Genomic DNA, 26,594 nt, shown 5'->3' with positions numbered 1-26,594 from the left:
TGTTATAGCAGCTAATAAGCTCTTCAACTATGCAAACGCAACCGAGAAGGGGTTTTCTGATGGCACAACGTATCGCTTTAGTCACCGGCGGCAGCCGTGGATTGGGAAAAAACGCCGCATTGAAACTGGCGGCGAAGGGAACTGATATTATTCTGACCTGGCGCAGTAACCGGCAGGATGCGCTGGACGTGGTGGCTGAAATTGAACGAACAGGCGTGAAAGCCGCGGCATTACCGTTAAACGTCGGTGATGTCGGCAGTTTCGATGCTTTTGCTCAGCAGGTGGCGGAGGTACTGCGGGAGCGCTGGAAACGGGATACCTTCGACTATTTATTGAACAATGCCGGAATTGGTCTGAATATTCCTTTTGCTGAAACCAGCGAAGCGCAGTTTGATGAATTAATGAACATCCAGTTTAAAGGGCCTTTCTTCCTCACCCAACGCCTGCTGCCGTTATTGCAGGACGGCGGGCGGATCCTCAATGTTTCCAGCGGGCTGGCGCGTTTTGCTCTCCCGGGCTACGCGGCCTATGCCTCAATGAAAGGGGCGATGGAGGTGCTGACGCGCTATCAGGCGAAAGAGCTGGGGGAACGCGGAATTTCGGTCAATATCATTGCGCCTGGCGCGATTGAAACCGATTTTGGCGGCGGCGTGGTGAGGGATAACGCCCAGGTTAATCAGCATATTGCCGCGCAAACGGCGCTGGGAAGAGTAGGGCTTCCGGATGATATTGGCGATGCCATCGCCGCGCTACTGAGCGATGACCTGCGCTGGATGAACGCCCAGCGCGTAGAAGTTTCAGGCGGGATGTTTTTGTGATCGAACGCCCCTCCATCAATGATGGCGGGGCAACGCGCATTTCATGCGTTTTCTTACTCCGTAACATACTTTCCTCACTTTGCCATCGCCTGCGTTTCCGGGATCGTTTAAAATAGAGTAATTAATATTATGTTTTATTCTTTTCTTGCCTGGTAATTAAGGATTTCCTTAATTTAAATGTAATAATTATTGTGAATAAGTAATGGTATCAACAAGGCCTGTAACTATTCATTGTTATGATATTCAGTTAATCCTCTCTATCGGTAAAATGCCCCAGGCCAAACAGCGAGCGCTTATTTTACTTGCTGATATTCCCCTTCCCCCTGATTAAATCGGGCATTTCTTTGATGGAGAGAAATCCATGCAGGTAATTATGTTTGACAGGCAGTCGATATTTATTCATGGAATGAAAATTGGCCTTCAGCAATACATTCCTGAAATTGATCTTTTTGGCACCTGTCAGTCTGAACAGCTCTGGCAGACGCTGACGACGCACCCTGACGCGCTGCTCATTCTGGATGGTGATATGCACAGTGAGTTTTGCTGTTGGTTGTTGCAGGAAAAACAGCTTCGCTTCCCGCAATCTCAGGTACTGTTAATTGTTTCTGACAATAATAAGAACTGGCTACAGCGCGCGCTGTCTTACAATGTGCGGGCCATCGTGCAACGCGAGGAAGGTTTGCAAACTTTCGCTCAGGCGATCAACAGCGTACTGCAGGGGCTGCTCTGTTTACCGGGCGATTGGCTAATGACGGCGGATGCACGGGATAATAAATGGGTTCATTTAAGCCAGCGCCAGCGTGAGATTTTACAGCTGCTGGCCGCCGGTGATTCAAATAAAGAGATTAGCCGTACGTTAAATATTAGCGCCGGCACGGTAAAGGCCCACCTTGAGTCGCTCTATCGCCGGCTTGACGTGAAGAATCGTACCCAGGCGGCGATGATTTTTAATAGCATTAGCGAAACTTAATCGGTTCTGGCTTTGAATCGTGCGCACTCTTCGCGACGCTGTTCGCGTCCGCTGCGAATATTTTCCCATGCTTTAAGCGCCTCAGCGAACCGCTGCTGGTTAAGATGCGTCAAAACGAGATTAAGCGCCGGAGACGCTGGCCCGCAGCTAAAGGCTAAAGAGACCAGCGCATCATATTGCGCTTGATTAAGCGTAACCCGAAGGCTGCGCTTAAGCTCGCGCTGGCATTGCAGTAGATCCACGGTAAGTAAGGTCTCCGCGACCTCGCGCGTGAAGTGGCTGAACGTCTCGAAATCGTTGAGAACGTGGCCGTAGCCAATCACGCGCAGGCCGTTTTCGTCCCGATAGGGGACGAGCGATAATCCCTGGGCGCGCTTAATAAACTCGAGGCCCTGCAGGCTTAGCGGCGGTATCGTCGGGAACATTTATTGCCTTCCTCTGTTGTCGGCCTGCAGTGTAGAGGAAAAGTCCGTCGCGCCCTATTCGCCAGATGGCCCAGGCTAGTTGTAATCGCGGTGCAGCAGGCCAAAAAGCCAATCATTATGCCAGCGACCGTTGAGCCAGTAGCATTCGCGCAGCTCGCCTTCCTGATGAAAACCCACTTTTTGGAGCAGATTTTTTGACGCAAGGTTGCCCGCGGTGACGGTTGCCGTAAGCCGCCGGATGCCGCCCGTGGAGAAGGCGTAATCGCATAGCGCGCGCAGAGACTCATAGCCGTAACCCTGGCCCTGTGCATGGGGAGCGAACAGAAAACCCGCTTCAGCGCTGTCGGGGGCATGGTGATGATAACCGGTGAGGCCAAGGGGGGCGTGGGTATAGCGGTCGCGCACCACCAGGCACAGCCAGTGGGGCGCCCCCGGCGACCACGCGGGAAGCCGCGAATCAAAAGCGTCGCGAATTTCCGCTACCGGGCGAGGATCCGCGACGTAGAGCATGACCTCGGGGTCTTGCTGTAAGCTGAGAAAAAAGGGCCAGTCGTCAAGCTGCAGCGGCGAGCAGCGCAGGCGTGGGGTCATCAGTTCAGGCATGGCAGGGGTTCCGGCGAAAGTCGATGTCATGAACATAGCAGGACATCGACTCCTCGAATAGCGAGCTTTTACAACGGCTCGCCGTACAGGCCGATAAGCCGGCGCACCACGCCGTTAGTCCAGCCGAACCCGTCCTGGAGGGGATATTCACCCCCTCCGCCTTCGTGGGGTGTGGCGCTGGCGATATGGTACTTTTCAATCAGCTTGTAGTGCTGTTTATAGTAATGATTCACCGTTTGCAGCCAGCTCTGCGCTATTTCATCGCCGAGCGGATCCTGGCCGTACATTTTAAAACCCTGTACCGCCATCCACTGCAGCGGCGCCCAGCCGTTGGGTTTATCCCACTGTTCGCCGCTTTCATATTCGGTCGCCATAATACCGCCCGGAGTGAGCAGGCGAGCGCGTACCGCGTCGGCGAGCCTGTCGGCCTGTTCATGGGTCGCCATGCCGACGTAGAGCGCGACGATGCTGGCGGCGGAAAACAGCGCCAGCTGCTCGCGGCGCCAGTCGTAATCGCGAAAACAGCCGCTTTCGTCATCCCACAGATAGCGGGTTACCGCCGCCCGGCGGTCGCTGGCCTTCTGGCGAAACGCGGCCTCTGTTTCCCGGTCGCCCTTGAGGCCGGAGAGGTTGGCGATGGTGTTCTCCAGCTTGAACAGAAAGGCGTTCAAATCGATGGGGATAAACTGGGTGGTGCGGATGCTCGCCAGCCGGGTGATATCCCGCAGCCAACGGCTGGAGTAATCCCAGCCGGACTCCGCCCCGGCGCGCAGGTCGCGATAGACCTCGTTTGGCGGGCGGCCGGAGTGTTTTGCCGTTTCGACATCTTCCCGCCATGACTCATCGCGCGGCGTATCGCGATCGTCCCAGTAGCGGTTCAGCAGCGAGCCGTCCGGCATACGCACCACATGGCGGTAGGCCTGATTGGGGATCAGCGATTCCGCGCCGTCCATCCAGAAACTGTACTCCATCTGCAGATGGTCAAGGTATCGTTTAGCGCCGCGGACGCCATCTTCTTCAAACAGTTCAACCATCAGGGCAAACACCGGGGGCTGCGAGCGGCTGAGATAATAAGTGCGGTTGCCGTTGGGAATATGGCCATAAATTTCAATCATCCACGCGAAGTTGTCGGCCATACACTTCAGCAGATCTCCACGGCCGCTTTCCGCCAGCCCCAGCATGGTGAAGTAGGAATCCCAGTAGTAGGTTTCGCTAAAACGGCCGCCGGGAACGATATAAGACTGCGGCAGCGCCAGCAGCGACGACCAGGGAATATGATCCTGCGGCTCGCGGGTCAGCACGGGCCACAGGTTATCAATATGCTCTTTTAACGTTCGATTAGGATCGGAGACGTAATCCTCGGCACGGCTATCCGGCAGCCAAAAGTGATCTTCAACGAACTGGCGGAGATCGAATCCGGGAGTGCGCCTTACGCGACGGTAGTGAATCAAAATATCCAGCGGGTCCTGCTTCGGCGCGCAGTCGGGGAAGGTTTTGCTATCGGCGAAAATGCGTGACTTCTGGACGTGAGCGAACAGTTCCAGATAGCGATCGGCAGGGGTCAGGGCATCCGAGGCGGGCAGCCCTTCGATGATCTCCGGTTCGGGTTCGGCGTCGAACATTTCATCCAGCTTTAACTCATACGGATCGGCTTCGTAGCACGGATCGTTTTCGATCCTGAGCTCATCGTCATCAACGTTGCGTAATTTCTGGCTGAACATAGTGGTACGGACCTCCGGATTGCGTCAGTAGAGGATGCCGGGCGCGCCCGACCTGTCTATTAAGCTTAGACATTCGCAGCGGGAAACGAAAAGAGAAGTGTGAGGTGTATCACGCTTTTTTCTAAACCTTCAGCCCGGGGTTTGTGCTTTAACTATTTGACCTGGCGCATTAAAACCGTTTTAACCGCTTCGTATTGTGCCGAAAAATTCGGAGATTTCGTTTTGCAACAAAATCTAAATTTCCGGGCGCTTTAGCAATAAAGCTCTTACTCCCACGCGGCTTCCAGCATCTCCAGCAGCTGCTCGCTGGTTAGCACGACCGGGTTAGCCTTCATTGATGACGAGCTGCTGGCGGCGAGAGCCGCGGGTTCCAGCGCTTCGCGGGAGACGCCGAGCTCGCGCAGGTTACCCAGCCCGGCGCGCTGGCTCCATTCGCGCAGGCTCTCCCAGGCGTCGTTCGGGTCAACGTCCAGCCCCGCCGCCAGCCACTGGCGTACGTCGGCAAAACGCTGGCGGATTTTTTCGTCATTAACCTGGGTTTCATTGAGCGCCAGGCCGAAGGGGAGCAGGCTGCCGCAAAGCGCGCCGTGGGCGGCGTTGCTCAGACCGCCTAAGGGGCCTGCCAGACCGTGAATCACGCCGAGGCCGGCATTGGCTAACGCCAGTCCGCCGCACAGGCTGACCCATGCCATCTCATCGCGGCTATCCGGGCACTCTTTTAGCATCAGCGTTCTGAGCGCTTTGATGCCGCGTGGGATCGCCTCCCGGCAGAGAGCGTCGGTAAAAGGATTCGCCCGGGTGCACAGCCACGGCTCAATCACCTGGGTGATGGCGTCGAGACCGGAGGCGAGAGTCACCGCGCGCGGGGTATTGTCGGTGAGCGACGGGTCGACAATCGACAGGTCCGGCAGCATGCGGTCATCGCGCAGGCTGACCTTGCGCTGCTGCTCGGGGACGTTGATCACCGCGTTCTTTGTGACTTCCGCCCCGGTACCGGCCGTGGTGGGAATGGCGACGAACGGCAGCGGATTGGTTTCCAACAGCCGCCCGGAGCCCACCACTTCCAGATATTCGATAGCGGGCCCCTGAGCGGGAACCAGCGCCGCAATCGCTTTGCCCGCATCAATAACCGCGCCGCCGCCGAGGCTGACCACCGCGCCGACGCCTTTTTCCCGCGCCAGACGAACGCCCCGTTCAATATCCTGCAGGTCGGGTTCATGGGCGATAGACAGCGTGGTGACGTGCAACTGGTGAGCGTGGAGTTCGCTTAACAAAAACTCTGCGCGCTGCAGGCTGGCGCCGTGAACCAGCAGTATCTGCGCGGAGCGTCCAGCGAGCCAGGGCGCGGCGCTACGAGCAAGGCCGCGTCCAAAGCGGATATTGCCCGGTGTTAAAACGTTAAAAGAGGTCAACATGTCGGGTAACCTGTCCTGGAGAAAAATCGTGCAATCCACTATACACATTATCCGGGTGTACATGCGTCGCCGATGCAGTATTGTGAAACAACTATCTCTTTTGATTGAGGAATTGCTGAGAATGCTAAAAATACTGGGCAAACGCTCATCAATTAACGTGCGTAAAGTGCTGTGGACCTGCGAGGAAGCGGGACTTGAGTATCAGCAGGAGGATTACGGCAGCGGGTTTCAGTCCATCGAGACGCCTGAGTTTCGCGCCCTTAACCCGAACAGCCTGGTGCCCGTACTGCTGGATGACGACTTTGTGCTGTGGGAGTCGAACAGCATCTGCCGCTACCTGGCGCGCAAAGCCGGGCGGGAAGACCTGCTCCCTACGGCGCTGCGGGCTGCCGCCGAGGTTGAGCACTGGATGGACTGGCAGGCAACGGAATTTAACACGGCCTGGCGCTACGCCTTTATGGGGCTGGTGCGCAAGGACCCGCGCTTCCAGGACTCGGCGGCTATCAAAGAGAGTATCGCCGCCTGGACCCGCTGCGTGCAGATCGTTAATACGCAGCTGCAGCAAACCGGGGCATGGGTTGCCGGTAGCGAGTTTTCGCTGGCGGATATTGTCCTTGGCCTATCGGTGCATCGCTGGAAAATGACGCCGTTCGCGCATCCTGAAATGGCGGAAGTGGAGCGCTGGTATATGGCGCTGAATCAGCGGCCGGCGTTTAAGCGTCACGGCAATAACGGCGTGGCGTAGAGATAAAAAAAGAAGCTCTGGAGAGCTTCTTTTTCATGCGTGGTGCCCGTCTTAGCGCATCGTCACAAACTCTTCCGCGGCGGTTGGGTGGATCGCCACGGTATTGTCGAAGTCTTTCTTGGTTGCGCCCATCTTCAGCGCCACCGCGAAGCCCTGCAGCATCTCGTCCATCCCGAAGCCGATACCGTGAATACCGACAATCTTCTCTTCCGGGCCGACGCAGACCAGCTTCATGCGGCACGGCTGGCGGTGTGAAGTCACGGCGGTATACATGGCGGTGAAAGAGGATTTATACACTTTCACCGCTTCATCGCCGTACTGCTCGCGCGCCTGCGGCTCGGTTAAGCCGACGGTGCCGATAGGCGGATGGCTGAACACCACGGTCGGGATGTTGCTGTAGTCCAGATGTTCGTCCGGCTTGTTGTTAAACAGACGCTCGGAGAGACGACGGCCTGCGGCGACGGCGACCGGGGTTAGCTCGACGGCGCCGGTATTATCGCCGACGGCGTAAATACCCGGAACGCTGGTGTTCTGCAACTTATCGACGACGATATAGCCTTTATCGTGAGTTTCCACTCCGGTCGCGGCGAGGTTGAAGTTATCGGTCGCCGGTTCGCGACCGATCGCCCAAATCAGGCAGTCCACGGTCTGGCTGCGGCCATCTTCCAGTTCCAGGGTCAGGCTGCCGTCGGCGTTCTTCACTACCGCTTGCGGAATGGCGTTGGTGTGCAGCTGCGGGCCTTCGGCGTTCATTACCTCAACCAGCGTTTCCACGATCAGCGGATCGAAGCTACGCAGCGGCGCGTGTTTACGCACGAACAGGTGGGTCTCCGCGCCCAGGCCGTTAATCACGCCCGCCAGCTCAACGGCGATATAGCCTGCGCCGACAACCGCAACGCGTTTCGGCAGGGCCGGCAGTTCGAAGAAACCATCGGAATCAATCCCGTATTCGACGCCGGGAATGTTCGGATGGCTCGGGCGGCCGCCAGTGGCGATCAGAATATGATCGGCGGTTATCGTCTCGCCGTTCACTTCGATGGTTTTCGCATCGACAAAACGGGCGAAGCCTTTAATCACGTCGACCTTATTTTTGCCCAGCACGTTATCGTACGAGGTATGGATACGATCGATATAGGCGCTACGGCTGGCGACCAGCTTGTCCCAATCGAAATGATTGATCGTGGTATCAAAACCGTAATCCGGGCCATAAAGATGGATAGCTTCGCGAATCTGCGCCGCATGCCACATCACTTTCTTCGGCACGCAGCCGACGTTTACGCAGGTACCGCCCAGGTCTTTGGCTTCAATCAGCGCGCACTTCTGGCCGTACATAGCGGCACGGTTAATGGAGGCGATACCGCCGCTGCCGCCGCCAATGGCGATATAGTCATAATGCTTGCTCATGAGTCTTATCCTTAATGTCTGATTGGCGCGATTGTATACCTGAAATCAATAGTTTCCACCGATGACTGCGATTACTCAGGCACGATCCAGCTGACGGTGGTATGGCCGATACCGGTCGGCACCAGCTTTTTATGCAGCCACGGCAGAACGTTGTTCATCTGCTGCTCCAGCTTCCACGGCGGGTTGATGACGATCATCCCGGAGGCGGTCATTCCGCGCTGGTCGCTGTCCGGACGCACCGCCAGCTCGATTTGCAGAATTTTGCGAATGCCGGTGGCCTCTAACTCTTTGATCATGCGCTTAATCTGCGCCCGTAGCACCACCGGATACCACAGCGCATAGGTGCCGGTGGCAAAGCGTTTGTAGCCTTCATGAATACCGGTCACGACCGCCTGGTAATCGCTTTTGATTTCGTAAGGCGGGTCGATCAGCACTAGTCCACGGCGAGACACCGGCGGCAGCTTAGACTTCAGCTGCTGATAGCCATCGGTTTTTTCAACCCGGGCGCGGTCGTCTTTCTGAAACTCGGCGCGCAGTAGCGGAAAATCGCTGGGATGCAGTTCGGTCATCTGCAGGCTGTCCTGCTCGCGCAGCAGCTGGCGAGCAATCAGCGGCGAGCCGGGGTAGTAGCGCAGCTGGCCGCTACGGTTGAAGTGCTGAACGACGGAGATATACGGCTCCAGCTCGGCGGGCAGGTCATCCTGCTGCCAGATGCGGGCGATGCCTTCGAGATATTCACCGGTACGCTCGGCGTGTTCGCTGCTCAGCTGATAGCGGCCTGCGCCGGCGTGGGTGTCCAGATAAAGAAACGGTTTTTCTTTCTCTTTGAGCGATTCAATGATCAGGCTCTGAACGGTGTGTTTAAGAACGTCGGCGTGGTTGCCTGCGTGAAAGCTATGACGATAACTGAGCATGGATACGGTGATTCCGGGATTTAGACAAGATTACCGATAGTTTACCGCAGATCGGCCTGGATTACCGCCGCGCTGTTTCCATTCCGCTTAAAGCGTTGCAAAACATAACCGTGTCATAAAAGCGTCAAAGAGAAGGGCTAGCGTCACGTAAAGGCAAGGTAATGGTTTGAATAAAAGGAAAAATAATGAAACTGCACATCACGCTACTCGCATCGGCGTTAATGCTGGCGCTGCCGGCGCTGGCGAAAGAGGTTCCTTTGAATCAGGCGGCGGCAATCGCCAACGGCGTGACGCCAGCCGCCGCCAGCCCGGCGTTTGATGCGCTGGAGAGCCAAAGCCTGTCGCAGCTGCGCAACGCGCTGAAGGGCGATGCGGTAACTCTGACTCGCGACCAGCTCGAACACGCCAGACAGAATAAAACCCAGGCGGATACCGCATGGCTGAAGGCCAGCGGTTATGACTTCCAGGCAAAAGCCAACCAGCAGGCGGGTATTGCGCTGCTCTCGGCGTTCACTACGTTGCCGAAGGCGGTAATTGAGCAAAATCTGGCGACGGTCACCGCCATCAATCGCGATGCCGTACAGACCTCCCGACATCAGGCGCTGGCGGATGCCGAGGGCATCGGCTATCTCTACTTCCTCAGCGATGCGCTGGGGCCGCGTCTCGGCAAAGCGTTCCTCGCCGCCTACGACAAAGGCGAGCTCGGTAAGGCGGCGGCGCTGATCAAAGCGTCTGAAGTGAGTACCGGGGCGGCGAAAAAGCACTTTAACAACCCGCGCCCGTTCCTGATTCAGGGCAATACCATCCATCTGGTGCCGGACGATGTGGTCGTTAAGGACAATGAGCCCTATACCGCCGACGGCGGCTCGTTTCCGAGCGGGCACACCAACACTGGCTATACCGACGCTCTGCTGATGGCGGAGATGATCCCGGAGCGCTTCGACGCGCTAGTGACCCGCGGCGCCCGCTATGGCTATTCGCGCATCGTGCTGGGTGTGCATTATCCGCTGGATGTGATGGGTTCGCGGATGGTGGCGCAGCGCAACGTCGCCCACTATTTGAATGACGCGAAGTATCGCGGGCTGTTTAATGAGGCGCGCGACCAGCTGCGCGCCGCGCTGGAGAAGGAGTGCGGCACGACGCTGGCGGAGTGCGCGAAGGTGCCTGCAAAAGACGATCCGTATAGCGACCCGGCGATGAAGGCGTTTTATCGCTTTACCATGACCTACGATCTGCCGCAGCAGAAGGGCGAAAAACCGAGCCTGAAGGTGCCGCAGGGGGCTGAAGTGCTGCTGGAGGCTGCGTTACCGAATCTGTCCGCCGCGCAGCGTCGGGCGCTGATGGTCAAAACGGCGCTGCCCGCAGGGTATCCGCTCTCCGGTGAGAACGACGCTCAGCAGTTCTGGCAGCGGCTGAATCTGCCGGCGGCGTATCAGATGGCGAATAAAGCGCATTAAACGTAACGCGATTGGGGCTTGTCCCGGAGGCAGCGCTGTCGCACCTGTCCCGGCTACAAAGGCGATGCGGGGTTTGCAGGAGCCGCTGTTCCGGTAGGCCCGGGCAAGCGTAGCGCCGCCGGGCGGTTTTATGTGGGCGTACCGGATGGGGTTGGTTTAAGGTCGATCTAGCTCTCTTTTGAGGATTTTACCGCAGGCAGAGCGCGGTTCATCGGTACCGGCAGCCAGGCGCGAATTAATAATCCGCCGCGTTCGCTGGAGCCAAGTTCCAGCTTACCGTTATGGTTATCGATAATGCGCTGAACGATAGCCAGGCCGAGTCCGGTTCCGCTAATCGTTCGGGCGCTATCGCCGCGCACGAACGGCTGGAACAAATGCTCACGCTGCTCCGGTTTAATCCCTGGACCGTCATCTTCTACCTGGAACCAGGCCCGGTTCCCCTCGCTGCCGCTGCTGACTTTAATCCAGCCGTTGCCATAGCGGGCGGCGTTGACCACCATATTCGCCAGCGCGCGTTTGATGGAGAGCGGATGCACGCGCAGTGGGATCTCGCCCGGCTGCAGATCGGTGGCGATCTCTCGCTCGTAGCCGCTCTCCGCCGCAATCACTTCCCCCAGCACCGCGTTAAGGTCCGTCAGCTCCATCGGCATCTCCTGACCGGTGCGCAGGTAGTCGATAAACTGTTCAATAATGGCGTTACACTCTTCGATATCTTTATTAATCGACTCGGCGAGGTAGCCGTCCTCTTCGCCCATCATCTCCGTCGCCAGACGAATACGCGTGAGAGGGGTGCGTAAATCATGGCTGACGCCGGCCATCAGCAGCGTACGGTCGTCCGCCAACTGCTTCACGCCAGCCGCCATATGGTTAAAAGCGCGGGTCACCGACCGCACTTCCGATGCGCCGTATTCGCGCAGCGGCGGGGGAATAATGCCTCGCCCGACCTGCAGCGCCGCGTGCTCCAGGTCGACCAGCGGTCGGTTCTGAATACGAATAAAGAGCCAGGCGCCGCCGATCGCCAGCAGCATGATGGCAAGGGTGTAGCGGAACAGCGGCGAGAAGTCGCCCTGGTGGATTTCGGTCAGCGGTACGCGCACCCAGATATTGGGGGAGAGCCAGGTTTTCAGCCACACCACGGGCGAGCTTTTATTCACTTCCACCCGCACTTCGGTCGGCCCGCCGAGCTGGTGCGCCATCTGCTGACTTAAGAATTCATAATGCTGCGCCCAGCGCAGGCCTGCGTCTTCCGCCGCTTCGTTGGAATAGAGCGAAATGCCCAGCTCGCGGTAAATCTCGCGGCGAAACGCCGGCGGCACCACCAGCTGGGTGCCGTCTTCCAGCTGCAGTTTATCGGTCATCAGCATACGCACTTCGTAGGCCAGAACCTTATTAAACTGCTGGAGACTGGGCAGGATCGCGAAATTCAGCACCACTAAATAGGTCGTCACCAGGCTGGCGAACAGCAGGGTGACGATCAGTAACAGGGTACGGGCAAACGAGCTTCGCGGCGAAAAGCGCACGCGTTTCATGCCTTAGAGCCGTCCGGGACGAAAACGTAGCCCAGGCCCCAAACGGTCTGGATATAGCGAGGATGCGCCGGGTCTTCTTCCACCATGCGGCGCAGGCGGGAGATCTGTACGTCGATGGAACGTTCCATGGCCGAATATTCACGGCCGCGGGCGAGGTTCATCAGCTTATCGCGGGATAAGGGTTCGCGCGGATGGCTCACCAGCGCTTTCAGTACCGCGAATTCACCGCTGGTCAGCGGCATAGGCTCATCTTCGCGGAACATCTCGCGGGTGCCGAGGTTCAGCTTGAACTTACCAAAGGCGATCACCGCCTCTTCCTGCGAAGGCGCGCCCGGCAGTTCGTTAGCCTGGCGGCGCAGCACGGCGCGGATACGGGCCAGCAGCTCGCGCGGGTTGAACGGTTTTGGGATGTAGTCGTCGGCGCCGATTTCCAGGCCCACGATACGGTCAACTTCTTCCCCTTTCGCCGTGACCATAATGATCGGCATCGGGTTGCTCTGGCTGCGCAGGCGGCGGCAAATGGACAGGCCATCTTCGCCCGGCAGCATGAGATCCAGCACCATGAGGTGGAAGGATTCACGGGTCAGCAGGCGATCCATCTGTTCAGCGTTCGCCACGCTACGAACCTGGAAGCCCTGCTCGGTCAGATAACGTTCGAGTAGCGCACGCAGGCGCATGTCGTCATCGACAACCAGAATCTTATAATTCTCTTGCATTGTTTATACTCCCAAAGGTTCACTGCAATTGTCAGTACGTATTCTCAAAAAAGCCCGGGTCGCCCACCAGCGAAATCTGGTATATATTCCAGGCTAAATTGTTACAAAGCATATTTAACAGCAGCTTAAGTATACATTTAAGCATAAGACACATTATTTATCCTGTTGCTATGATGACGTGCGACGAATTGTGCGCAGCATTGCACAAAGATCTGTAATCAGGAGCCGGAACCTTCGATGAAAACGCCGCTGATCACCCGTGAAGGGTATGAAAAACTGAAGAAAGAGATGGATACTCTGTGGCGCGAAGAACGTCCGGAAGTCACCAAAAAAGTGACCTGGGCGGCGAGCCTCGGCGACCGCAGTGAAAACGCCGATTACCAATACAATAAAAAGCGCCTGCGTGAAATTGACCGCCGGGTGCGCTACCTGACCAAGTGCCTTGAGCAGCTGAAAATCGTCGATTATTCGCCGCAGCAGGAGGGGAAGGTCTTTTTCGGCGCATGGGTGGAGATTGAAAACGATGCGGGCGAGACGAAGCGTTTCCGGATTGTCGGCTACGATGAAATCTTTGGCCGCAACGACTACATCTCCATTGATTCGCCAATGGCGCGCGCGCTGCTGAAAAAAGAGGTCGGCGATTTAGCTATCGTGAACACCCCCGCGGGCGAGGCGGCCTGGTACGTGAACGAAATTGAATACGTCAAAGCCAAATAGGCCCGGAACATTCCGAGAGGCTTTGGTCGCGGCTGGCATTTTAGCGTGTCAGTCCGTATAACTATCCCCCTGATTTTTGATCCTAAAGATGAATTAAACCGATGATGAATGATTCGCTCTGCCGCATTATTGCGGGTGAACTTCAGGCCAGAGCTGAACAGGTAGAAGCTGCCGTTCGCCTGCTTGATGAAGGGAACACCGTGCCGTTTATCGCACGCTATCGTAAAGAAGTCACCGGCGGTCTGGATGACACGCAGCTGCGTAATCTGGAAACCCGCCTCGGTTATCTGCGTGAACTCGAAGATCGCCGTCAGGCAATCCTGAAGTCCATCGGCGAACAGGGCAAACTGACCGAGGCGCTGGAAAAAGCCATCAACGGGACCTTGAGTAAGACCGAACTCGAAGACCTCTACCTGCCGTACAAACCGAAGCGCCGCACCCGCGGACAGATCGCCATTGAGGCAGGGCTGGAGCCGCTGGCTGAGCTGCTGTGGAACGAACCGTCCCACGACCCGGAAACCGAAGCCGCCAAATATATCGACGCCGATAAAGGCGTCGCGGACAGCAAAGCCGCTCTCGACGGCGCGCGCTATATCCTGATGGAGCGCTTTGCGGAAGACGCCGCCCTGCTGGCAAAAGTGCGTGACTATCTATGGAAAAACGCCCACCTGGTGGCGACCGTCGTCATCGGTAAGGAAGAGGAAGGGGCGAAATTCCGCGACTACTTCGACCATCACGAACCGATCGCCACCGTGCCGTCGCACCGCGCGCTGGCGATGTTCCGCGGCCGCAACGAAGGCGTGCTGCAGCTCTCTTTAAATGCCGACCCGCAGTTCGACGAGCCGCCGAAAGAGAGCCATGGCGAGCAAATCATTATCGACCATCTCGGCCTGCGCCTGAACAACGCCCCGGCGGACAGCTGGCGTAAGGGCGTGGTGAGCTGGACGTGGCGCATCAAGGTGCTGATGCACCTCGAAACCGAACTGATGGGTACCGTACGCGAACGTGCGGAAGATGAGGCAATTAACGTCTTCGCCCGCAATCTGCACGACCTGCTGATGGCCGCGCCGGCCGGGCTGCGCGCCACCATGGGCCTCGATCCGGGTCTGCGCACCGGCGTTAAAGTCGCCGTTGTTGACGGTACCGGCAAGCTGGTGGCTACCGATACCATCTACCCGCATACCGGGCAGGCCGCTAAAGCGGCGGTGGCGGTTGCCGCGCTGTGTGAAAAGTACAACGTTGAGCTGGTGGCTATCGGCAACGGTACCGCTTCGCGTGAAACCGAGCGTTTCTTCCTCGACGTGCAGAAGCAGTTCCCGAAAGTGACCGCGCAAAAGGTTATCGTCAGCGAAGCGGGCGCGTCCGTGTATTCAGCCTCCGAGCTGGCGGCGCTGGAGTTCCCGGATCTCGATGTTTCCCTGCGCGGCGCGGTCTCTATCGCCCGTCGTCTGCAGGACCCGTTGGCCGAGCTGGTGAAGATCGATCCGAAATCTATCGGCGTCGGCCAGTATCAGCACGATGTCAGCCAGACCCAGCTGGCGCGTAAGCTGGACGCGGTGGTGGAAGACTGCGTGAATGCCGTCGGCGTCGACCTGAACACCGCTTCCGTCCCGCTGCTCACCCGCGTTGCCGGTCTGACCCGCATGATGGCGCAGAATATCGTCTCCTGGCGCGATGAGAACGGTCAGTTCCAGAACCGCCAGCAGCTGCTGAAGGTGAGTCGTCTGGGGCCGAAAGCGTTTGAGCAGTGCGCAGGCTTCCTGCGCATCAACCACGGCGACAACCCGCTGGATGCCTCAACCGTGCACCCGGAAGCGTATCCGGTGGTGGAGCGCATTCTGGCGGCGACTCAGCAGGCGCTGAAAGATTTGATGGGCAACAGCGGCGAACTGCGTAATCTGAAAGCCGTTGATTTCACCGATGAGAAATTCGGCGTGCCGACGGTGACCGACATCATCAAAGAGCTGGAAAAACCGGGCCGCGACCCGCGTCCGGAGTTTAAAACCGCCCAGTTCGCCGATGGCGTAGAGACCATGAACGACCTGCTGCCGGGGATGATCCTCGAAGGCGCGGTGACCAACGTCACCAACTTCGGCGCGTTTGTCGATATCGGCGTTCACCAGGACGGCCTGGTGCATATCTCTTCCCTGTCGAATAAGTTCGTTGAAGATCCGCACACGGTGGTCAAAGCGGGCGATATCGTGAAGGTCAAAGTGATGGAAGTCGACCTGCCGAGGAAGCGTATCGCGCTGACGATGCGTCTGGACGAACAGCCTGGCGACAGCAACGCGCGCCGCGGCGGCGGAAGCGATCGTCCTCAGGGTAACCGCCCGGCGGCGAAGGCCGCTAAACCTCGCGGTCGCGAAGCGCAGCCAGCGGGCAACAGCGCGATGATGGACGCGCTGGCGGCGGCAATGGGTAAAAAACGCTAGTCTCTTTCCGGCCCCTTTTCTGAGGGGCCGTTTCTCCTCTGCTCTTCGCCATATTGCGCAAACAAGCATCAGTATTTTCTTATAACCTCTTAATAAGCGCGAATTGCGGATAATGAGATTATTATTTTCATTTCATTAACCAATGACACCTTTATTAAACATTTGCTAAGCAGAAATAATGATTCTCGCTACGGCCATGACAAAATAGAGTTTGCTCAATATCAACAAATGCTCAATTTTCTGTTTAAAAAAAGAATCGAGCGCATTATATGTATTGATGATAAAAACTATTCTCATTATCATTATTTCCATTGAATATTTTTTATTCTTCGTTGGCTACGGTCCCTGGCGCCGCGTTTCCGGCGCATACGGAAAACTCTCTTTTCAGTTGGCGATAAACAAGTAGGTCCTATGCAATTCACACCTGATAGTGCGTGGAAAATCACCGGCTTCTCCCGCGATATTAGTCCGGCATATCGGCAGAAGCTGCTGTCCCTCGGGATGCTGCCGGGGTCGTCTTTTAATGTGGTCCGCGTGGCGCCGCTCGGCGACCCTATTCATATTGAAACCCGACGCGTTAGCCTGGTATTACGTAAAAAGGATCTTGCGTTAATTGAGCTGGAAGCGGTTGCACAATAATGCCTGACCGGCACTAAGAGTATGAATATGAAAAAATTAACCCTTGGTTTAATTGGTAATCCAAATTCCGGGAAAACAACGCTGTTTAACCAGCTCACCGGCGCGCGCCAGCGTGTCGGGAACTGGGCGGGGGTAACCGTTGAGCGCAAAGAGGGTGGCTTCAACACCACCGATCATCAGGTCACGCTGGTAGACCTTCCTGGCACGTATTCCCTGACCACCATCTCCTCGCAAACCTCGCTGGATGAGCAGATTGCCTGCCACTATATTCTCAGCGGCGACGCCGACATGCTGATAAACGTGGTCGATGCCTCCAATCTGGAGCGTAACCTCTATCTGACGCTACAGCTGCTGGAGCTCGGCATCCCCTGCGTGGTCGCGCTGAATATGCTCGATATCGCGGAAAAACAGAACATCCGCATTGATGTCGACGCCCTGGCCGCCCGCCTCGGGTGCCCGGTGATCCCGCTGGTCTCCACCCGCGGGCGCGGTATCGAAGCCTTGAAAATGGCTATCGACCGCCATCAGCAGAATCAGGATATTGAACTGGTGCACTATCCGCGGCCGCTGCTGCGGGAGGCGGACAAGCTGGCGGAGATAATGGCCGCGGACATTCCGCCGCGCCAGCGCCGCTGGCTGGGTTTACAGATGCTTGAAGGCGATATTTATAGTCGCGCCTTCGCCGGAGACGCCGCCCACAAGCTGGACGTAGCCCTGGCGAATTTGAGCGAAGAGCTGGATGACCCTGCGCTGCACATCGCCGATGCCCGCTACCAAAGCATTGCCGCCATTTGCGATGCGGTCAGTAATACCCTCACTGCCGAGCCCAGCCGCTTTACCACAGCGATGGATAAAGTGATCCTCAACCGCTTCCTCGGCCTGCCGGTCTTCCTGTTCGTTATGTATCTGATGTTCTTGCTGGCGATTAATATTGGCGGCGCGCTGCAGCCTATTTTTGATGCCGGTTCCGTCGCTATCTTTATTCACGGCATACAGTGGATTGGCTACTCTCTTCACTTCCCGGACTGGCTGACGGTGTTTCTCGCCCAGGGGATTGGCGGCGGTATCAATACCGTGCTGCCGCTGGTGCCGCAGATCGGCATGATGTACCTGTTCCTCTCTTTCCTTGAAGACTCTGGCTATATGGCGCGGGCGGCGTTTGTCATGGACCGCCTGATGCAGGCGCTGGGTCTGCCGGGGAAATCCTTCGTGCCGCTCATCGTAGGTTTTGGCTGTAACGTCCCGTCGGTGATGGGCGCGCGTACGCTTGATGCGCCGCGCGAGCGTCTAATGACCATTATGATGGCGCCGTTTATGTCGTGTGGCGCGCGGCTGGCGATTTTCGCTGTCTTCGCCGCCGCCTTTTTCGGCCAGAACGGCGCGCTGGCGGTCTTCTCCCTGTACGTGCTGGGGATTGTGATGGCGATTGCGACCGGATTGATGCTGAAGCATACCATTATGCGCGGCGAAGCATCGCCGTTTGTGATGGAGCTACCGGTGTATCACGTTCCGCACGTGAAAAGCCTGCTCATCCAGACCTGGCAGCGCCTGAAAGGCTTCGTCCTGCGGGCAGGTAAAGTTATCGTCATCGTCAGTATCTTCCTCAGCGCGCTGAACAGCTTCTCGCTGAACGGTAAGATCGTCGATAACATCAACGACTCGGCGCTGGCGTCGGTCAGCCGGGTGATTACCCCGGTGTTTAAGCCGATTGGCGTACATGAGGATAACTGGCAGGCGACCGTCGGCCTGTTTACCGGCGCGATGGCGAAAGAAGTGGTGGTCGGGACGCTGAACACCCTCTACACCGCCGAAGATATCCAGAACGAAGCGTTTAATCCGCAGGCGTTTAACCTCGGCGATGAGCTACTGGCCGCGGTAGATGAGACCTGGCAGAGCCTGAAAGACACCTTTAGCCTGAGCGTGCTGGCCAACCCTATCGAAGCCAGTAAAGGCGACGGCGAAATGGCAACCGGCGCGATGGGCGTGATGGGCAGCAAATTCGGTAGCGCCGCTGCGGCGTACAGCTACCTGATTTTCGTCCTGCTCTATATTCCCTGCATCTCGGTCATGGGGGCGATTGCCCGTGAGTCGAGCCGTGGCTGGATGATGTTCTCGGTTCTGTGGGGGCTGAATATCGCTTACTCGCTCTCTACGCTGTACTACCAGACCGTCAGCTTTAGCCAGCATCCGCGCTATAGCCTGGTGTGCATTCTGGCCGTTGTGTTATTTAATATTGTGGTCTTCGGCCTGCTGCGCAGAGCACGTAGCCGGGTGGACGTCTCGCTGCTGGCGACGCGCAAAACGCCGTCGTCCTGCTGCCAGAGTCCGGCTGGCGATTGTCACTAAGGAGCGATGATGGCGTCGTTAATTGATGTGCGCGATATGCTGGCCCTGCAGGGGAGGATGGACGCAAAGCAGCTCAGCGCCCGCCTGCAAGCGCCGCAGCCGTTGATCGACGCGATGCTGAGCCGCCTGGAAGCGATGGGTAAAGCGGTGAAAGTGACCGAGGATGCCGATGGCTGCCTCTCCGGCAGCTGTAAAAGCTGCCCGGAAGGCAAAGCCTGCCTGCGGGAGTGGTGGTCGCTGCGCTGATGGGTATGTAAAGGTTGATTTCCCCGGATTGCGGCTTACGCCTTATCCGGGCTACACGCCTGTGCGGTTTGAGTCTGGTAGCCCGGGTAAGGCGTTTACGCCGCGACCCGGGAGATTCAATCACAGATTTGTACGGTTTTGGGGTGGGGAGCGCGTACAGTCTCACCGCGACGCCTCCGGGCCCAGGGCTGCAAGCGGGTCCTGAGACCCGCTTTCTGGCTTACTTGTAGACGTCCGCGTTAGCGTGAACCGTTTTCTCGTTCTTCTCGCCTGCAATCACCACGAAATAGGTGCCACCCAGCTCATCCGCTTTTTTCGACAGATCGCGCTTTGCATCCATCGGAGAGGTCGTTCTTGAGGTGGTAATAGAACCAATTTTGGTCAGGTTCATCTTAGCCACTTCGTCTTTTTGAATTTCCTTGGCGGCGAATGCGCCGAAGGACAGGGAGCCAATCACCAGAGATGCAACAATTCCTGTAACAAGTTTCATAGCCTCTACTCTCCATTAGGTTGTTTTTTTTAGGTCACGGGTCCGGCGTGAAATAGTCAACCCCCGCAACAACCTAAGTATTGCTGCACCTTGCGTTTTTACCACGTCCCGCTAAAAAAATTTATCGATCTCATGCTTCAGCTCAATCAGCGGAGCGCAAAACGTCTGCGGATGTGAAATGAATGGCGCATGGGCGGCTTTATCGAAGACAATCGACGTGCTTTTTGGCCACAGCGCATCGAGAACCGGGATGATTTTACGCGGCACCAGGCCATCCAGGCGACCGTACAGGCGCAAAAACGGCACGTCGAGGGTAGTCAACGGCTGGCGTAAATCGGCGGTTTTGAGGATCTCCAGCCCGCCGTTTAAAACCTCCGGCGACGGCATCGGTAGCGACAGTACCGTGCTCTTCAGCGCTCTCGCATCCTGACGCGCGCTTTCGGTACCCATGGTTTGCAACGCCAGAAAGCGTTCGACGGTGCGTTGAAAATCTTCGCTCAGCTGCTGCTGAAATCCGCTCAGCACGTCGGGCTTAATGCCGGGCCAGCTGTCGTGAGCGCTGAAGCAGGGGGAAGAGGCGACGGTGACCAGCGCCTGCACGCGATCGGGATGGGATAACGCGACCTGGCTGGCCACCAGCCCGCCGAGGCTCCAGCCTAGCCAGATCGCGCGATCCGGCGCTTTTTCCAGCACCCGCTGCGCCATCTCTTCCAGCGACATCGCGCCAAAGCCGCCGCTGCGGCCATAGCCAGGAAGATCGACGAGGTGCAGCGTAAAATGCGAAGCCAGCTGCGGCGTGATGCAATCCCACACTTTGGCATTCAGCCCCCATCCGTGCAGCAGCACAAGATGACAATTTCCTTCGCCCGTGGTCTGCCACGCGATCGTTTTCATCAGTTACTGTTCTCTTTCCACCAATATGAGGGGGAAATATGCTAACAGCACACAGCTTATGCTGGCTATGCCAAATGCCGCTAGCCATCGCCGACTGGGGGATCTGCTCGCGATGCACGTCGGCGCTGCTGGCGTCTGAACCGCTGTGCCCGCAGTGCGGCCTGCCGGCCCAATCAAGCGCGCTGCCCTGCGGGCGCTGCCTGCAAAAACCGCCGCCGTGGCAGCGGCTGGTGACGGTGAATGACTATCGACCGCCGCTGAGCGGCCTGATTCACCAGCTGAAATTCAATAAGCGGCCCGAGCTGGCCCCGGCGTTGGCGCGTCTGCTGCTGTTGCGCATTCGCCTGCGTCGGGATCTTCCCCGCCCGGACCGGATAATTAGCGTGCCGCTCTGGCAGCGGCGCCAGTGGAAGCGGGGGTTTAATCAGAGCGACCTGCTGTGTCGGCCGCTATCCCGCTGGCTGGGCAGCGCCTGGCGTAGCGACGCGCTGACCCGTCGGCGCCGTACCGGCACCCAGCATCAGCTCAGCGCCAGATTGCGTAAACAGAATCTGAAAAACGCCTTTCAGCTTGAATTGTCGCTACAGGGTCACCATATCGCCATTGTGGATGATGTCGTCACAACCGGAAGCACCGTCGCCGAGATATCCCGCCTGCTTTTGCGAAACGGCGCCGCGACGGTTCAGGTATGGTGTATATGCCGTACCTTGTAGACCCCTGCTGATGGGCGTATTATAACCCAGTAAAATAGTCAACTATTAGGCCAACGCTATGATCCGTATTTCCGATGCTGCACAAGCGCACTTTGCCAAACTGCTGGCAAATCAGGAAGAAGGGACACAAATTCGCGTATTTGTGATCAATCCCGGCACCCCTAACGCCGAGTGCGGCGTGTCCTACTGCCCACCGGATGCGGTGGAAGATTCCGATACCGCGCTGAAGTTTGAACAGCTCACCGCTTATGTCGATGAACTTAGCGCGCCGTATCTGGAAGACGCTGAAATCGATTTTGTTACCGACCAGCTGGGCTCCCAGCTGACGCTGAAAGCGCCAAACGCCAAGATGCGCAAAGTGTCCGACGATGCCCCGCTGATGGAGCGCGTCGAGTACCTGCTGCAGTCGCAAATTAACCCGCAGCTGGCCGGTCACGGCGGGCGCGTCACGTTGATGGAAATCACCGAAGATGGCCTGGCGATCCTGCAGTTCGGCGGCGGCTGCAACGGCTGTTCGATGGTCGACGTGACGCTGAAAGAAGGGATCGAGAAGCAGATGCTAAACGAGTTCCCGGAACTGAAAGGCGTACGCGATCTGACCGAACACCAGCGCGGCGAGCACTCCTACTACTAATTATCCGCCCGGTTGCCTTTGCGCAGCCGGGCGGCTCCCCCATGTTACCGCGCAACATTCCCCGCTAAGCGACCCGGCAAAAACCCGGGAAAGAGTATGACTTAAGTCTCATATTTGAAATTTTCACCGCCCAGGTGATTCTCAAACTTCATATGTTACCCGTATCATTCACTTCAGGCGCCACAGATAAAAAAATAGCCAGCTATCCTTTCTCTGGGTAAGGATAAAGCCAGCTTCTACGGCGTCAGACATTTTTTGTTCCGGTCGGAACGGATGAAGTCAATGTTGAAACTATGACGTTACCCATAACAAATTAAGGCCAGGTAAATCATGCCATTAGTCATCGTTGCTATCGGGGTTGCCCTGTTATTGTTGCTGATGATCCGTTTCAAGCTGAACGGGTTTATCGCTCTGGTTCTGGTGGCACTTGCCGTCGGGCTCATGCAGGGTATGCCTCTGGATAAAGTTATCGTCTCCATCAAAAACGGCGTTGGGGGAACCCTCGGCAGCCTCGCGCTGATCATGGGCTTCGGCGCGATGCTCGGTAAAATGCTGGCGGACTGCGGCGGTGCGCAGCGTATCGCCACCACGCTGATTGCCAAATTTGGTAAACAACATATTCAATGGGCGGTTGTGCTGACCGGTTTTACCGTCGGCTTCGCCCTGTTCTATGAAGTGGGCTTCGTACTGATGCTGCCGCTGGTCTTTACCATCGCCGCATCCGCCGGTATCCCGCTGCTCTATATCGGCGTGCCGATGGCGGCCGCGCTCTCCGTGACGCACGGTTTCCTGCCTCCGCACCCGGGCCCGACGGCGATTGCCACTATTTTCCATGCCGACATGGGCAAGACCCTGCTGTTTGGTACGATTCTGGCGATCCCGACGGTTATCCTCGCGGGCCCGGTTTATGCGCGCTTCCTGAAAGGCATCGATAAGCCGATTCCGGAAGGGCTGCATAACCCGAAAACCTTCACTGAAGAAGAGATGCCGGGTTTTGGCGTCAGCGTCTGGACCTCGCTGGTCCCGGTTATCCTGATGGCGATGCGCGCCGTGGCCGAGATGGTTCTGCCGAAAGGCCACGCCTTCCTGCCGATCGCTGAATTCTTCGGCGACCCGGTGATGGCGACGCTGATCGCGGTACTGATCGCGATGTTCACCTTCGGTCTCAACCGCGGTCGTTCAATGGAGCAGATTAACGATACGCTGACCTCCTCGATCAAAATCATCGCCATGATGCTGCTGATCATCGGCGGCGGCGGCGCCTTCAAGCAGGTGCTGGTCGATAGCGGGATGGATAAATACATCGCCTCTATCATGCATGAATCCAATATGTCCCCGCTGTTTATGGCGTGGTCGATTGCTGCGGTTCTGCGTATCGCGCTGGGTTCCGCCACCGTTGCGGCTATCACCGCAGGCGGTATCGCCGCGCCGCTGATCGCCAGCACCGGCGTGAGCCCTGAACTGATGGTTATCGCCGTTGGCTCCGGCAGCGTTATCTTCTCCCACGTTAACGATCCGGGCTTCTGGCTGTTTAAGGAATACTTCAACCTGACCATCGGCGAGACCATTAAGTCGTGGTCAGTGCTGGAAACCATTATCTCCGTGTGCGGTTTGATCGGCTGCCTGCTGTTGGGTATGGTGGTGTAAGCCAGTTATCGCCTTAAAACGGGCCGGGTCGCCGCGATGCGAACCCGGCTTTTTTATGCGTGATGGCCACAACGGCCAGACTTATCGCAGTAATACCCGCCTGCGCGCGGCGCCTGACATTGAAATTCACCCAACTATCCCCCATTCTAGATCCCATGCTACAGCGCGGGACGCGCGCTTCATTCACCCTATTCAACAGGACTGCGCATATGACCAATCCATTACTGACGCCTTTTTCATTACCGCCATTTTCTGCAATCAAACCCGAGCACGTGGTCCCCGCGGTCACTAAAGCGCTGGATGACTGCCGGGCGGCGGTAGAGCGCGCGGTGGCGCAAGGGGCGCCGTATACCTGGGAAAATCTTTGCCAGCCGCTGGCGGAAGTGGACGATGTGCTGGGGCGCCTTTTTTCTCCGGTCAGCCACCTGAACTCGGTTAAAAACAGCCCGGAGTTGCGCGAAGCCTACGAACAAACCCTGCCGCTGCTCTCCGAGTACAGCACCTGGGTTGGGCAACATGAAGGTCTGTACAAAGCGTACCGCGACCTGCGCGACGGCGACCATTACGCCACCCTGAATACCGCGCAGAAAAAAGCGGTCGATAACGCGCTGCGTGATTTTGAACTCTCCGGTATTGGCCTGGCGAAAGAGCAGCAGAAACGCTACGGCGAAATCGCCGCTCGCCTCTCCGAGCTGGGCAATCAGTACAGCAACAACGTGCTCGACGCGACCATGGGTTGGACCAAGCTGATCGCCGATGAGTCCGAGCTCTCCGGGATGCCGGAAAGCGCGCTTGCCGCGGCGAAAGCCCAGGCTGAAGCCAAAGAGCAGGAAGGGTATCTGCTGACCCTGGATATCCCGAGCTATCTGCCGGTGATGACCTACTGCGACAATCAGGCGCTGCGTGAAGAGCTGTATCGCGCGTATTCCACCCGTGCCTCCGACCAGGGGCCGAACGCCGGAAAATGGGATAACGGCCCGGTGATGGCGGAAATTCTTGCCCTGCGCCATGAACTGGCGCAGCTGCTGGGCTTTGACAGCTATGCCGATAAGTCGCTGGCGACCAAAATGGCGGAAAATCCGCAGCAGGTGCTCGACTTCCTGACCGACCTGGCCAAACGCGCCCGTCCGCAGGGTGAGAAAGAGTTGGCTCAGCTGCGCGCCTTCGCCAAAGCCGAATGCGGCGTTGATGAGCTGCAGCCGTGGGATATCGCTTACTACAGTGAAAAACAGAAGCAGCATCTTTACAGCATCAGCGATGAACAGCTGCGCCCGTACTTCCCGGAAAACAAAGCCGTTAACGGCCTGTTCGAAGTGGTTAAGCGTATTTACGGCATTACCGCGAAAGAGCGTACTGACGTTGACGTCTGGCATCCTGAGGTGCGCTTCTTCGAACTCTATGATGAAAATAACGAGCTGCGCGGCAGCTTCTACCTCGATCTCTACGCCCGCGAACACAAACGCGGCGGGGCGTGGATGGATGACTGCGTCGGCCAGATGCGCAAGCTTGACGGCACGCTGCAAAAGCCGGTCGCTTATCTGACCTGCAACTTTAACCGTCCCGTCAGCGGTAAGCCGGCGCTGTTCACCCACGATGAAGTGATCACCCTGTTCCACGAATTTGGTCACGGTCTGCACCATATGCTGACCCGTATCGATACCGCTGGCGTCTCCGGCATCAGCGGGGTACCGTGGGATGCGGTCGAACTGCCGAGCCAGTTTATGGAAAACTGGTGCTGGGAGCCGGAAGCGCTGGCGTTTATCTCCGGCCACTACGAAACCGGCGAGCCGCTGCCGCAGGAGCTGCTGGAGAAAATGCTGGCGGCGAAAAACTACCAGGCGGCGATGTTTATTCTGCGCCAGCTGGAGTTCGGTCTGTTCGACTTCCGCCTGCATGCAGAGTTCAGCCCGCAGCAGGGCGCGAAAATCCTCGAAACGCTGGCGGAAATTAAGCAGCAGATCGCGTTGATTCCTGGTCCGTCGTGGGGCCGCTTCCCGCACGCCTTCAGCCATATCTTCGCCGGAGGTTATGCGGCGGGCTACTACAGCTACCTGTGGGCCGACGTGCTGGCGGCGGATGCCTTCTCGCGCTTCGAAGAGGAGGGGATCTTCAATCGCGAAACCGGCCAGTCGTTCCTCGACAACATCCTTAGCCGCGGCGGTTCGGAAGAGCCAATGGTCCTGTTCAAACGCTTCCGCGGTCGCGAGCCGCAGCTGGACGCGATGCTTGAGCATTACGGTATTAAGAGTTAATCCTGTTGTGAAAATTTGTTTAATTGATGAAGCGGGCGCCGGAGACGGCGCCCTATCCGTTCTGGCTGACCGCTGGGGGCTGGAGCAGGATGAGGACAACCTGATGGCGCTGGTGATGACGCCCGAGCATCTGGAGCTTCGCAAGCGCGATGAGCCGAAGCTTGGCGGCATCTTCGTCGATTTTGTCGGTGGGACGATGGCCCATCGGCGCAGGTTCGGCGGCGGCCGCGGCGAGGCGGTGGCGAAAGCGGTGGGCATCAAAGGCGACTACCTGCCGGATGTGGTCGATGCGACCGCCGGTCTGGGAAGGGATGCCTTTGTTCTTGCCTCCGTGGGCTGTCGCGTGCGGATGCTGGAGCGTAACCCGGTGGTTGCCGCACTGCTCGACGATGGCCTGGCGCGCGGCTACGCCGATGCGGAGATCGGCCCGTGGTTGCAGGAGCGGTTGCAGCTGATCCACGCTTCCAGCCTGACGGCGCTGACCGATATCACCCCGCGTCCGCAGGTGGTCTATCTCGACCCGATGTTTCCGCATAAGCAGAAAAGCGCGCTGGTGAAGAAAGAGATGCGGGTATTTCAGTCGCTGGTGGGGCCGGATTTAGACGCCGATGGTCTGCTGGAACCGGCGCGACGGCTGGCGAGCAAACGGGTAGTGGTTAAGCGACCGGACTACGCGCCGCCGCTGGCGGACGTGGCGACGCCGAACGCGGTCGTGACCAAAGGCCACCGGTTTGATATATACGCCGGAACGGCGGTTGAGCCACAATCCGGGCATGTTTCTGACTGAAATAGCGTGCGTGCTTCCCCCGGGGGCGGCGCTCATCGCGCCTTGCCCGGGCTATGGGTTCGTGCGGTCTGGGGGGTGTA

At 57.7% G+C, this 26,594-nt stretch carries 24 protein-coding genes; 14 read left to right on the top strand and 10 right to left on the bottom strand.

What is annotated here, in order from left to right:
- Positions 1–59: 59 nt before the first annotated feature.
- Positions 60–818 carry an SDR family NAD(P)-dependent oxidoreductase gene (locus KCG39_RS17095; protein ID WP_004126309.1) on the top strand — a complete coding sequence of 253 codons (759 nt, stop codon included), beginning with the start codon at positions 60–62 and terminating at the stop codon, positions 816–818.
- Positions 819–1,179: 361 nt separating this feature from the next.
- The gene (locus KCG39_RS17090; protein ID WP_142446998.1) at positions 1,180–1,788 is read left to right on the top strand and encodes a response regulator transcription factor; all 609 of its coding nucleotides are present in this window, start codon (positions 1,180–1,182) and stop codon (positions 1,786–1,788) included.
- On the opposite strand, the gene KCG39_RS17085 is transcribed toward KCG39_RS17090, so the two are convergent.
- From KCG39_RS17085 to KCG39_RS17070, 4 genes are all read right to left on the bottom strand, one after another.
- Positions 1,785–2,213 (bottom strand): lysozyme, encoded by a 429-nt coding sequence (locus KCG39_RS17085; protein WP_004126306.1) that lies wholly within the window; start codon positions 2,211–2,213, stop codon positions 1,785–1,787. The two genes, KCG39_RS17090 and KCG39_RS17085, sit on opposite strands and share 4 nt — an antisense overlap.
- A 75-nt stretch (positions 2,214–2,288) precedes the next feature.
- Positions 2,289–2,816 (bottom strand): GNAT family N-acetyltransferase, encoded by a 528-nt coding sequence (locus KCG39_RS17080; protein WP_049114759.1) that lies wholly within the window; start codon positions 2,814–2,816, stop codon positions 2,289–2,291.
- A gap of 68 nt (positions 2,817–2,884) precedes the next feature.
- The gene (locus KCG39_RS17075; RefSeq protein WP_123828686.1) at positions 2,885–4,537 is read right to left on the bottom strand and encodes an alpha,alpha-trehalase; all 1,653 of its coding nucleotides are present in this window, start codon (positions 4,535–4,537) and stop codon (positions 2,885–2,887) included.
- 266 nt (positions 4,538–4,803) lie between these two features.
- Positions 4,804–5,952, bottom strand: a complete 1,149-nt coding sequence (locus KCG39_RS17070; protein WP_142468090.1) for an iron-containing alcohol dehydrogenase — start codon at positions 5,950–5,952, stop codon at positions 4,804–4,806.
- A gap of 121 nt (positions 5,953–6,073) precedes the next feature.
- On the opposite strand from KCG39_RS17070, the gene KCG39_RS17065 reads away from it, so the two are divergent.
- Positions 6,074–6,697, top strand: a complete 624-nt coding sequence (locus KCG39_RS17065) for a glutathione S-transferase family protein (RefSeq protein ID WP_142446996.1) — start codon at positions 6,074–6,076, stop codon at positions 6,695–6,697.
- Positions 6,698–6,748: 51 nt separating this feature from the next.
- Here the strand turns inward: KCG39_RS17065 and gorA are convergent, their stop codons facing one another.
- Both gorA and KCG39_RS17055 read right to left on the bottom strand, forming a co-directional pair.
- Positions 6,749–8,101, bottom strand: coding sequence for a glutathione-disulfide reductase (gene gorA / locus KCG39_RS17060; protein WP_211811433.1), 1,353 nt, complete (start codon positions 8,099–8,101; stop codon positions 6,749–6,751).
- Between the two features lie 71 nt (positions 8,102–8,172).
- On the bottom strand, positions 8,173–9,015 hold the full coding sequence (locus KCG39_RS17055; RefSeq protein WP_009651758.1) for a 23S rRNA (adenine(2030)-N(6))-methyltransferase RlmJ: 843 nt from the start codon (positions 9,013–9,015) through the stop codon (positions 8,173–8,175).
- Between the two features lie 185 nt (positions 9,016–9,200).
- On the opposite strand from KCG39_RS17055, the gene KCG39_RS17050 reads away from it, so the two are divergent.
- On the top strand, positions 9,201–10,472 hold the full coding sequence (locus tag KCG39_RS17050) for an acid phosphatase (RefSeq protein WP_112165984.1): 1,272 nt from the start codon (positions 9,201–9,203) through the stop codon (positions 10,470–10,472).
- A gap of 167 nt (positions 10,473–10,639) precedes the next feature.
- On the opposite strand, the gene envZ is transcribed toward KCG39_RS17050, so the two are convergent.
- Together envZ and ompR are read right to left on the bottom strand one after the other, a co-directional pair.
- Positions 10,640–12,001, bottom strand: a complete 1,362-nt coding sequence (gene envZ, locus KCG39_RS17045; RefSeq protein WP_004126293.1) for a two-component system sensor histidine kinase EnvZ — start codon at positions 11,999–12,001, stop codon at positions 10,640–10,642.
- Positions 11,998–12,717 carry an osmolarity response regulator transcription factor OmpR gene (gene ompR / locus KCG39_RS17040; protein ID WP_001157751.1) on the bottom strand — a complete coding sequence of 240 codons (720 nt, stop codon included), beginning with the start codon at positions 12,715–12,717 and terminating at the stop codon, positions 11,998–12,000. Before ompR ends, envZ begins: the two co-directional genes overlap by 4 nt.
- Before the next feature lie 237 nt (positions 12,718–12,954).
- Here ompR and greB point away from each other — a divergent pair, with 237 nt between their 5' ends.
- The 5 genes from greB (at position 12,955) to feoC (ending at position 19,097) form a co-directional block, all read left to right on the top strand.
- Entirely contained in the window at positions 12,955–13,434 is a 480-nt protein-coding gene (greB, locus tag KCG39_RS17035; RefSeq protein WP_004106676.1) for a transcription elongation factor GreB, read from the top strand.
- A gap of 101 nt (positions 13,435–13,535) precedes the next feature.
- The gene (locus KCG39_RS17030; RefSeq protein WP_142446995.1) at positions 13,536–15,866 is read left to right on the top strand and encodes a Tex family protein; all 2,331 of its coding nucleotides are present in this window, start codon (positions 13,536–13,538) and stop codon (positions 15,864–15,866) included.
- A gap of 411 nt (positions 15,867–16,277) precedes the next feature.
- Positions 16,278–16,505, top strand: a complete 228-nt coding sequence (feoA, locus tag KCG39_RS17025; protein ID WP_004126281.1) for a ferrous iron transporter A — start codon at positions 16,278–16,280, stop codon at positions 16,503–16,505.
- Between the two features lie 27 nt (positions 16,506–16,532).
- A complete protein-coding gene (feoB, locus tag KCG39_RS17020; RefSeq protein WP_004126277.1) occupies positions 16,533–18,851 on the top strand; it encodes a Fe(2+) transporter permease subunit FeoB in 2,319 nt (772 codons plus the stop codon).
- A 9-nt stretch (positions 18,852–18,860) separates the two neighbouring features.
- Positions 18,861–19,097, top strand: coding sequence for a [Fe-S]-dependent transcriptional repressor FeoC (feoC, locus tag KCG39_RS17015; protein WP_004126276.1), 237 nt, complete (start codon positions 18,861–18,863; stop codon positions 19,095–19,097).
- A 220-nt stretch (positions 19,098–19,317) separates the two neighbouring features.
- Here feoC and KCG39_RS17010 read toward each other — a convergent pair whose 3' ends face one another.
- Positions 19,318–19,587 carry a YdgH/BhsA/McbA-like domain containing protein gene (locus tag KCG39_RS17010; protein ID WP_004106665.1) on the bottom strand — a complete coding sequence of 90 codons (270 nt, stop codon included), beginning with the start codon at positions 19,585–19,587 and terminating at the stop codon, positions 19,318–19,320.
- Positions 19,588–19,698: 111 nt separating this feature from the next.
- Positions 19,699–20,481, bottom strand: coding sequence for a pimeloyl-ACP methyl ester esterase BioH (gene bioH / locus KCG39_RS17005; RefSeq protein WP_004126275.1), 783 nt, complete (start codon positions 20,479–20,481; stop codon positions 19,699–19,701).
- Positions 20,482–20,519: 38 nt separating this feature from the next.
- On the opposite strand from bioH, the gene gntX reads away from it, so the two are divergent.
- The 5 genes from gntX (at position 20,520) to rsmJ (ending at position 26,514) form a co-directional block, all read left to right on the top strand.
- Entirely contained in the window at positions 20,520–21,194 is a 675-nt protein-coding gene (gene gntX / locus KCG39_RS17000; RefSeq protein WP_004126274.1) for a DNA utilization protein GntX, read from the top strand.
- Positions 21,195–21,252: 58 nt separating this feature from the next.
- Positions 21,253–21,828, top strand: coding sequence for a Fe-S biogenesis protein NfuA (gene nfuA / locus KCG39_RS16995; protein ID WP_004126273.1), 576 nt, complete (start codon positions 21,253–21,255; stop codon positions 21,826–21,828).
- A gap of 330 nt (positions 21,829–22,158) precedes the next feature.
- Positions 22,159–23,475 carry a gluconate transporter gene (gntT, locus tag KCG39_RS16990; RefSeq protein ID WP_004126272.1) on the top strand — a complete coding sequence of 439 codons (1,317 nt, stop codon included), beginning with the start codon at positions 22,159–22,161 and terminating at the stop codon, positions 23,473–23,475.
- A gap of 209 nt (positions 23,476–23,684) precedes the next feature.
- Positions 23,685–25,727 carry an oligopeptidase A gene (gene prlC, locus KCG39_RS16985; RefSeq protein WP_142468092.1) on the top strand — a complete coding sequence of 681 codons (2,043 nt, stop codon included), beginning with the start codon at positions 23,685–23,687 and terminating at the stop codon, positions 25,725–25,727.
- A gap of 7 nt (positions 25,728–25,734) precedes the next feature.
- Entirely contained in the window at positions 25,735–26,514 is a 780-nt protein-coding gene (gene rsmJ, locus KCG39_RS16980; RefSeq protein ID WP_142446994.1) for a 16S rRNA (guanine(1516)-N(2))-methyltransferase RsmJ, read from the top strand.
- Positions 26,515–26,594 lie beyond the last annotated feature (80 nt).

Origin of the sequence: Klebsiella pasteurii (assembly GCF_018139045.1) — a bacterium.
Taxonomy (GTDB): domain Bacteria; phylum Pseudomonadota; class Gammaproteobacteria; order Enterobacterales; family Enterobacteriaceae; genus Klebsiella; species Klebsiella grimontii.
The sequence above is the reverse complement of the archived record's forward strand: the minus strand, read 5'-3'. Positions and strand labels throughout refer to the sequence as shown.

Bases quoted from the DNA above. Each gene is read 5' to 3' on its own strand.
- KCG39_RS17095 (WP_004126309.1), top strand. From the start codon at position 60: ATGGCACAACGTATCGCTTTAGTCACCGGCGGCAGCCGTGGATTGGGA.
- KCG39_RS17090 (WP_142446998.1), top strand. From the start codon at position 1,180: ATGCAGGTAATTATGTTTGACAGGCAGTCGATATTTATTCATGGAATG.
- KCG39_RS17085 (WP_004126306.1), bottom strand. From the start codon at position 2,213: ATGTTCCCGACGATACCGCCGCTAAGCCTGCAGGGCCTCGAGTTTATT.
- KCG39_RS17080 (WP_049114759.1), bottom strand. From the start codon at position 2,816: ATGCCTGAACTGATGACCCCACGCCTGCGCTGCTCGCCGCTGCAGCTT.
- KCG39_RS17075 (WP_123828686.1), bottom strand. From the start codon at position 4,537: ATGTTCAGCCAGAAATTACGCAACGTTGATGACGATGAGCTCAGGATC.
- KCG39_RS17070 (WP_142468090.1), bottom strand. From the start codon at position 5,952: ATGTTGACCTCTTTTAACGTTTTAACACCGGGCAATATCCGCTTTGGA.
- KCG39_RS17065 (WP_142446996.1), top strand. From the start codon at position 6,074: ATGCTAAAAATACTGGGCAAACGCTCATCAATTAACGTGCGTAAAGTG.
- gorA (WP_211811433.1), bottom strand. From the start codon at position 8,101: ATGAGCAAGCATTATGACTATATCGCCATTGGCGGCGGCAGCGGCGGT.
- KCG39_RS17055 (WP_009651758.1), bottom strand. From the start codon at position 9,015: ATGCTCAGTTATCGTCATAGCTTTCACGCAGGCAACCACGCCGACGTT.
- KCG39_RS17050 (WP_112165984.1), top strand. From the start codon at position 9,201: ATGAAACTGCACATCACGCTACTCGCATCGGCGTTAATGCTGGCGCTG.
- envZ (WP_004126293.1), bottom strand. From the start codon at position 12,001: ATGAAACGCGTGCGCTTTTCGCCGCGAAGCTCGTTTGCCCGTACCCTG.
- ompR (WP_001157751.1), bottom strand. From the start codon at position 12,717: ATGCAAGAGAATTATAAGATTCTGGTTGTCGATGACGACATGCGCCTG.
- greB (WP_004106676.1), top strand. From the start codon at position 12,955: ATGAAAACGCCGCTGATCACCCGTGAAGGGTATGAAAAACTGAAGAAA.
- KCG39_RS17030 (WP_142446995.1), top strand. From the start codon at position 13,536: ATGATGAATGATTCGCTCTGCCGCATTATTGCGGGTGAACTTCAGGCC.
- feoA (WP_004126281.1), top strand. From the start codon at position 16,278: ATGCAATTCACACCTGATAGTGCGTGGAAAATCACCGGCTTCTCCCGC.
- feoB (WP_004126277.1), top strand. From the start codon at position 16,533: ATGAAAAAATTAACCCTTGGTTTAATTGGTAATCCAAATTCCGGGAAA.
- feoC (WP_004126276.1), top strand. From the start codon at position 18,861: ATGGCGTCGTTAATTGATGTGCGCGATATGCTGGCCCTGCAGGGGAGG.
- KCG39_RS17010 (WP_004106665.1), bottom strand. From the start codon at position 19,587: ATGAAACTTGTTACAGGAATTGTTGCATCTCTGGTGATTGGCTCCCTG.
- bioH (WP_004126275.1), bottom strand. From the start codon at position 20,481: ATGAAAACGATCGCGTGGCAGACCACGGGCGAAGGAAATTGTCATCTT.
- gntX (WP_004126274.1), top strand. From the start codon at position 20,520: ATGCTAACAGCACACAGCTTATGCTGGCTATGCCAAATGCCGCTAGCC.
- nfuA (WP_004126273.1), top strand. From the start codon at position 21,253: ATGATCCGTATTTCCGATGCTGCACAAGCGCACTTTGCCAAACTGCTG.
- gntT (WP_004126272.1), top strand. From the start codon at position 22,159: ATGCCATTAGTCATCGTTGCTATCGGGGTTGCCCTGTTATTGTTGCTG.
- prlC (WP_142468092.1), top strand. From the start codon at position 23,685: ATGACCAATCCATTACTGACGCCTTTTTCATTACCGCCATTTTCTGCA.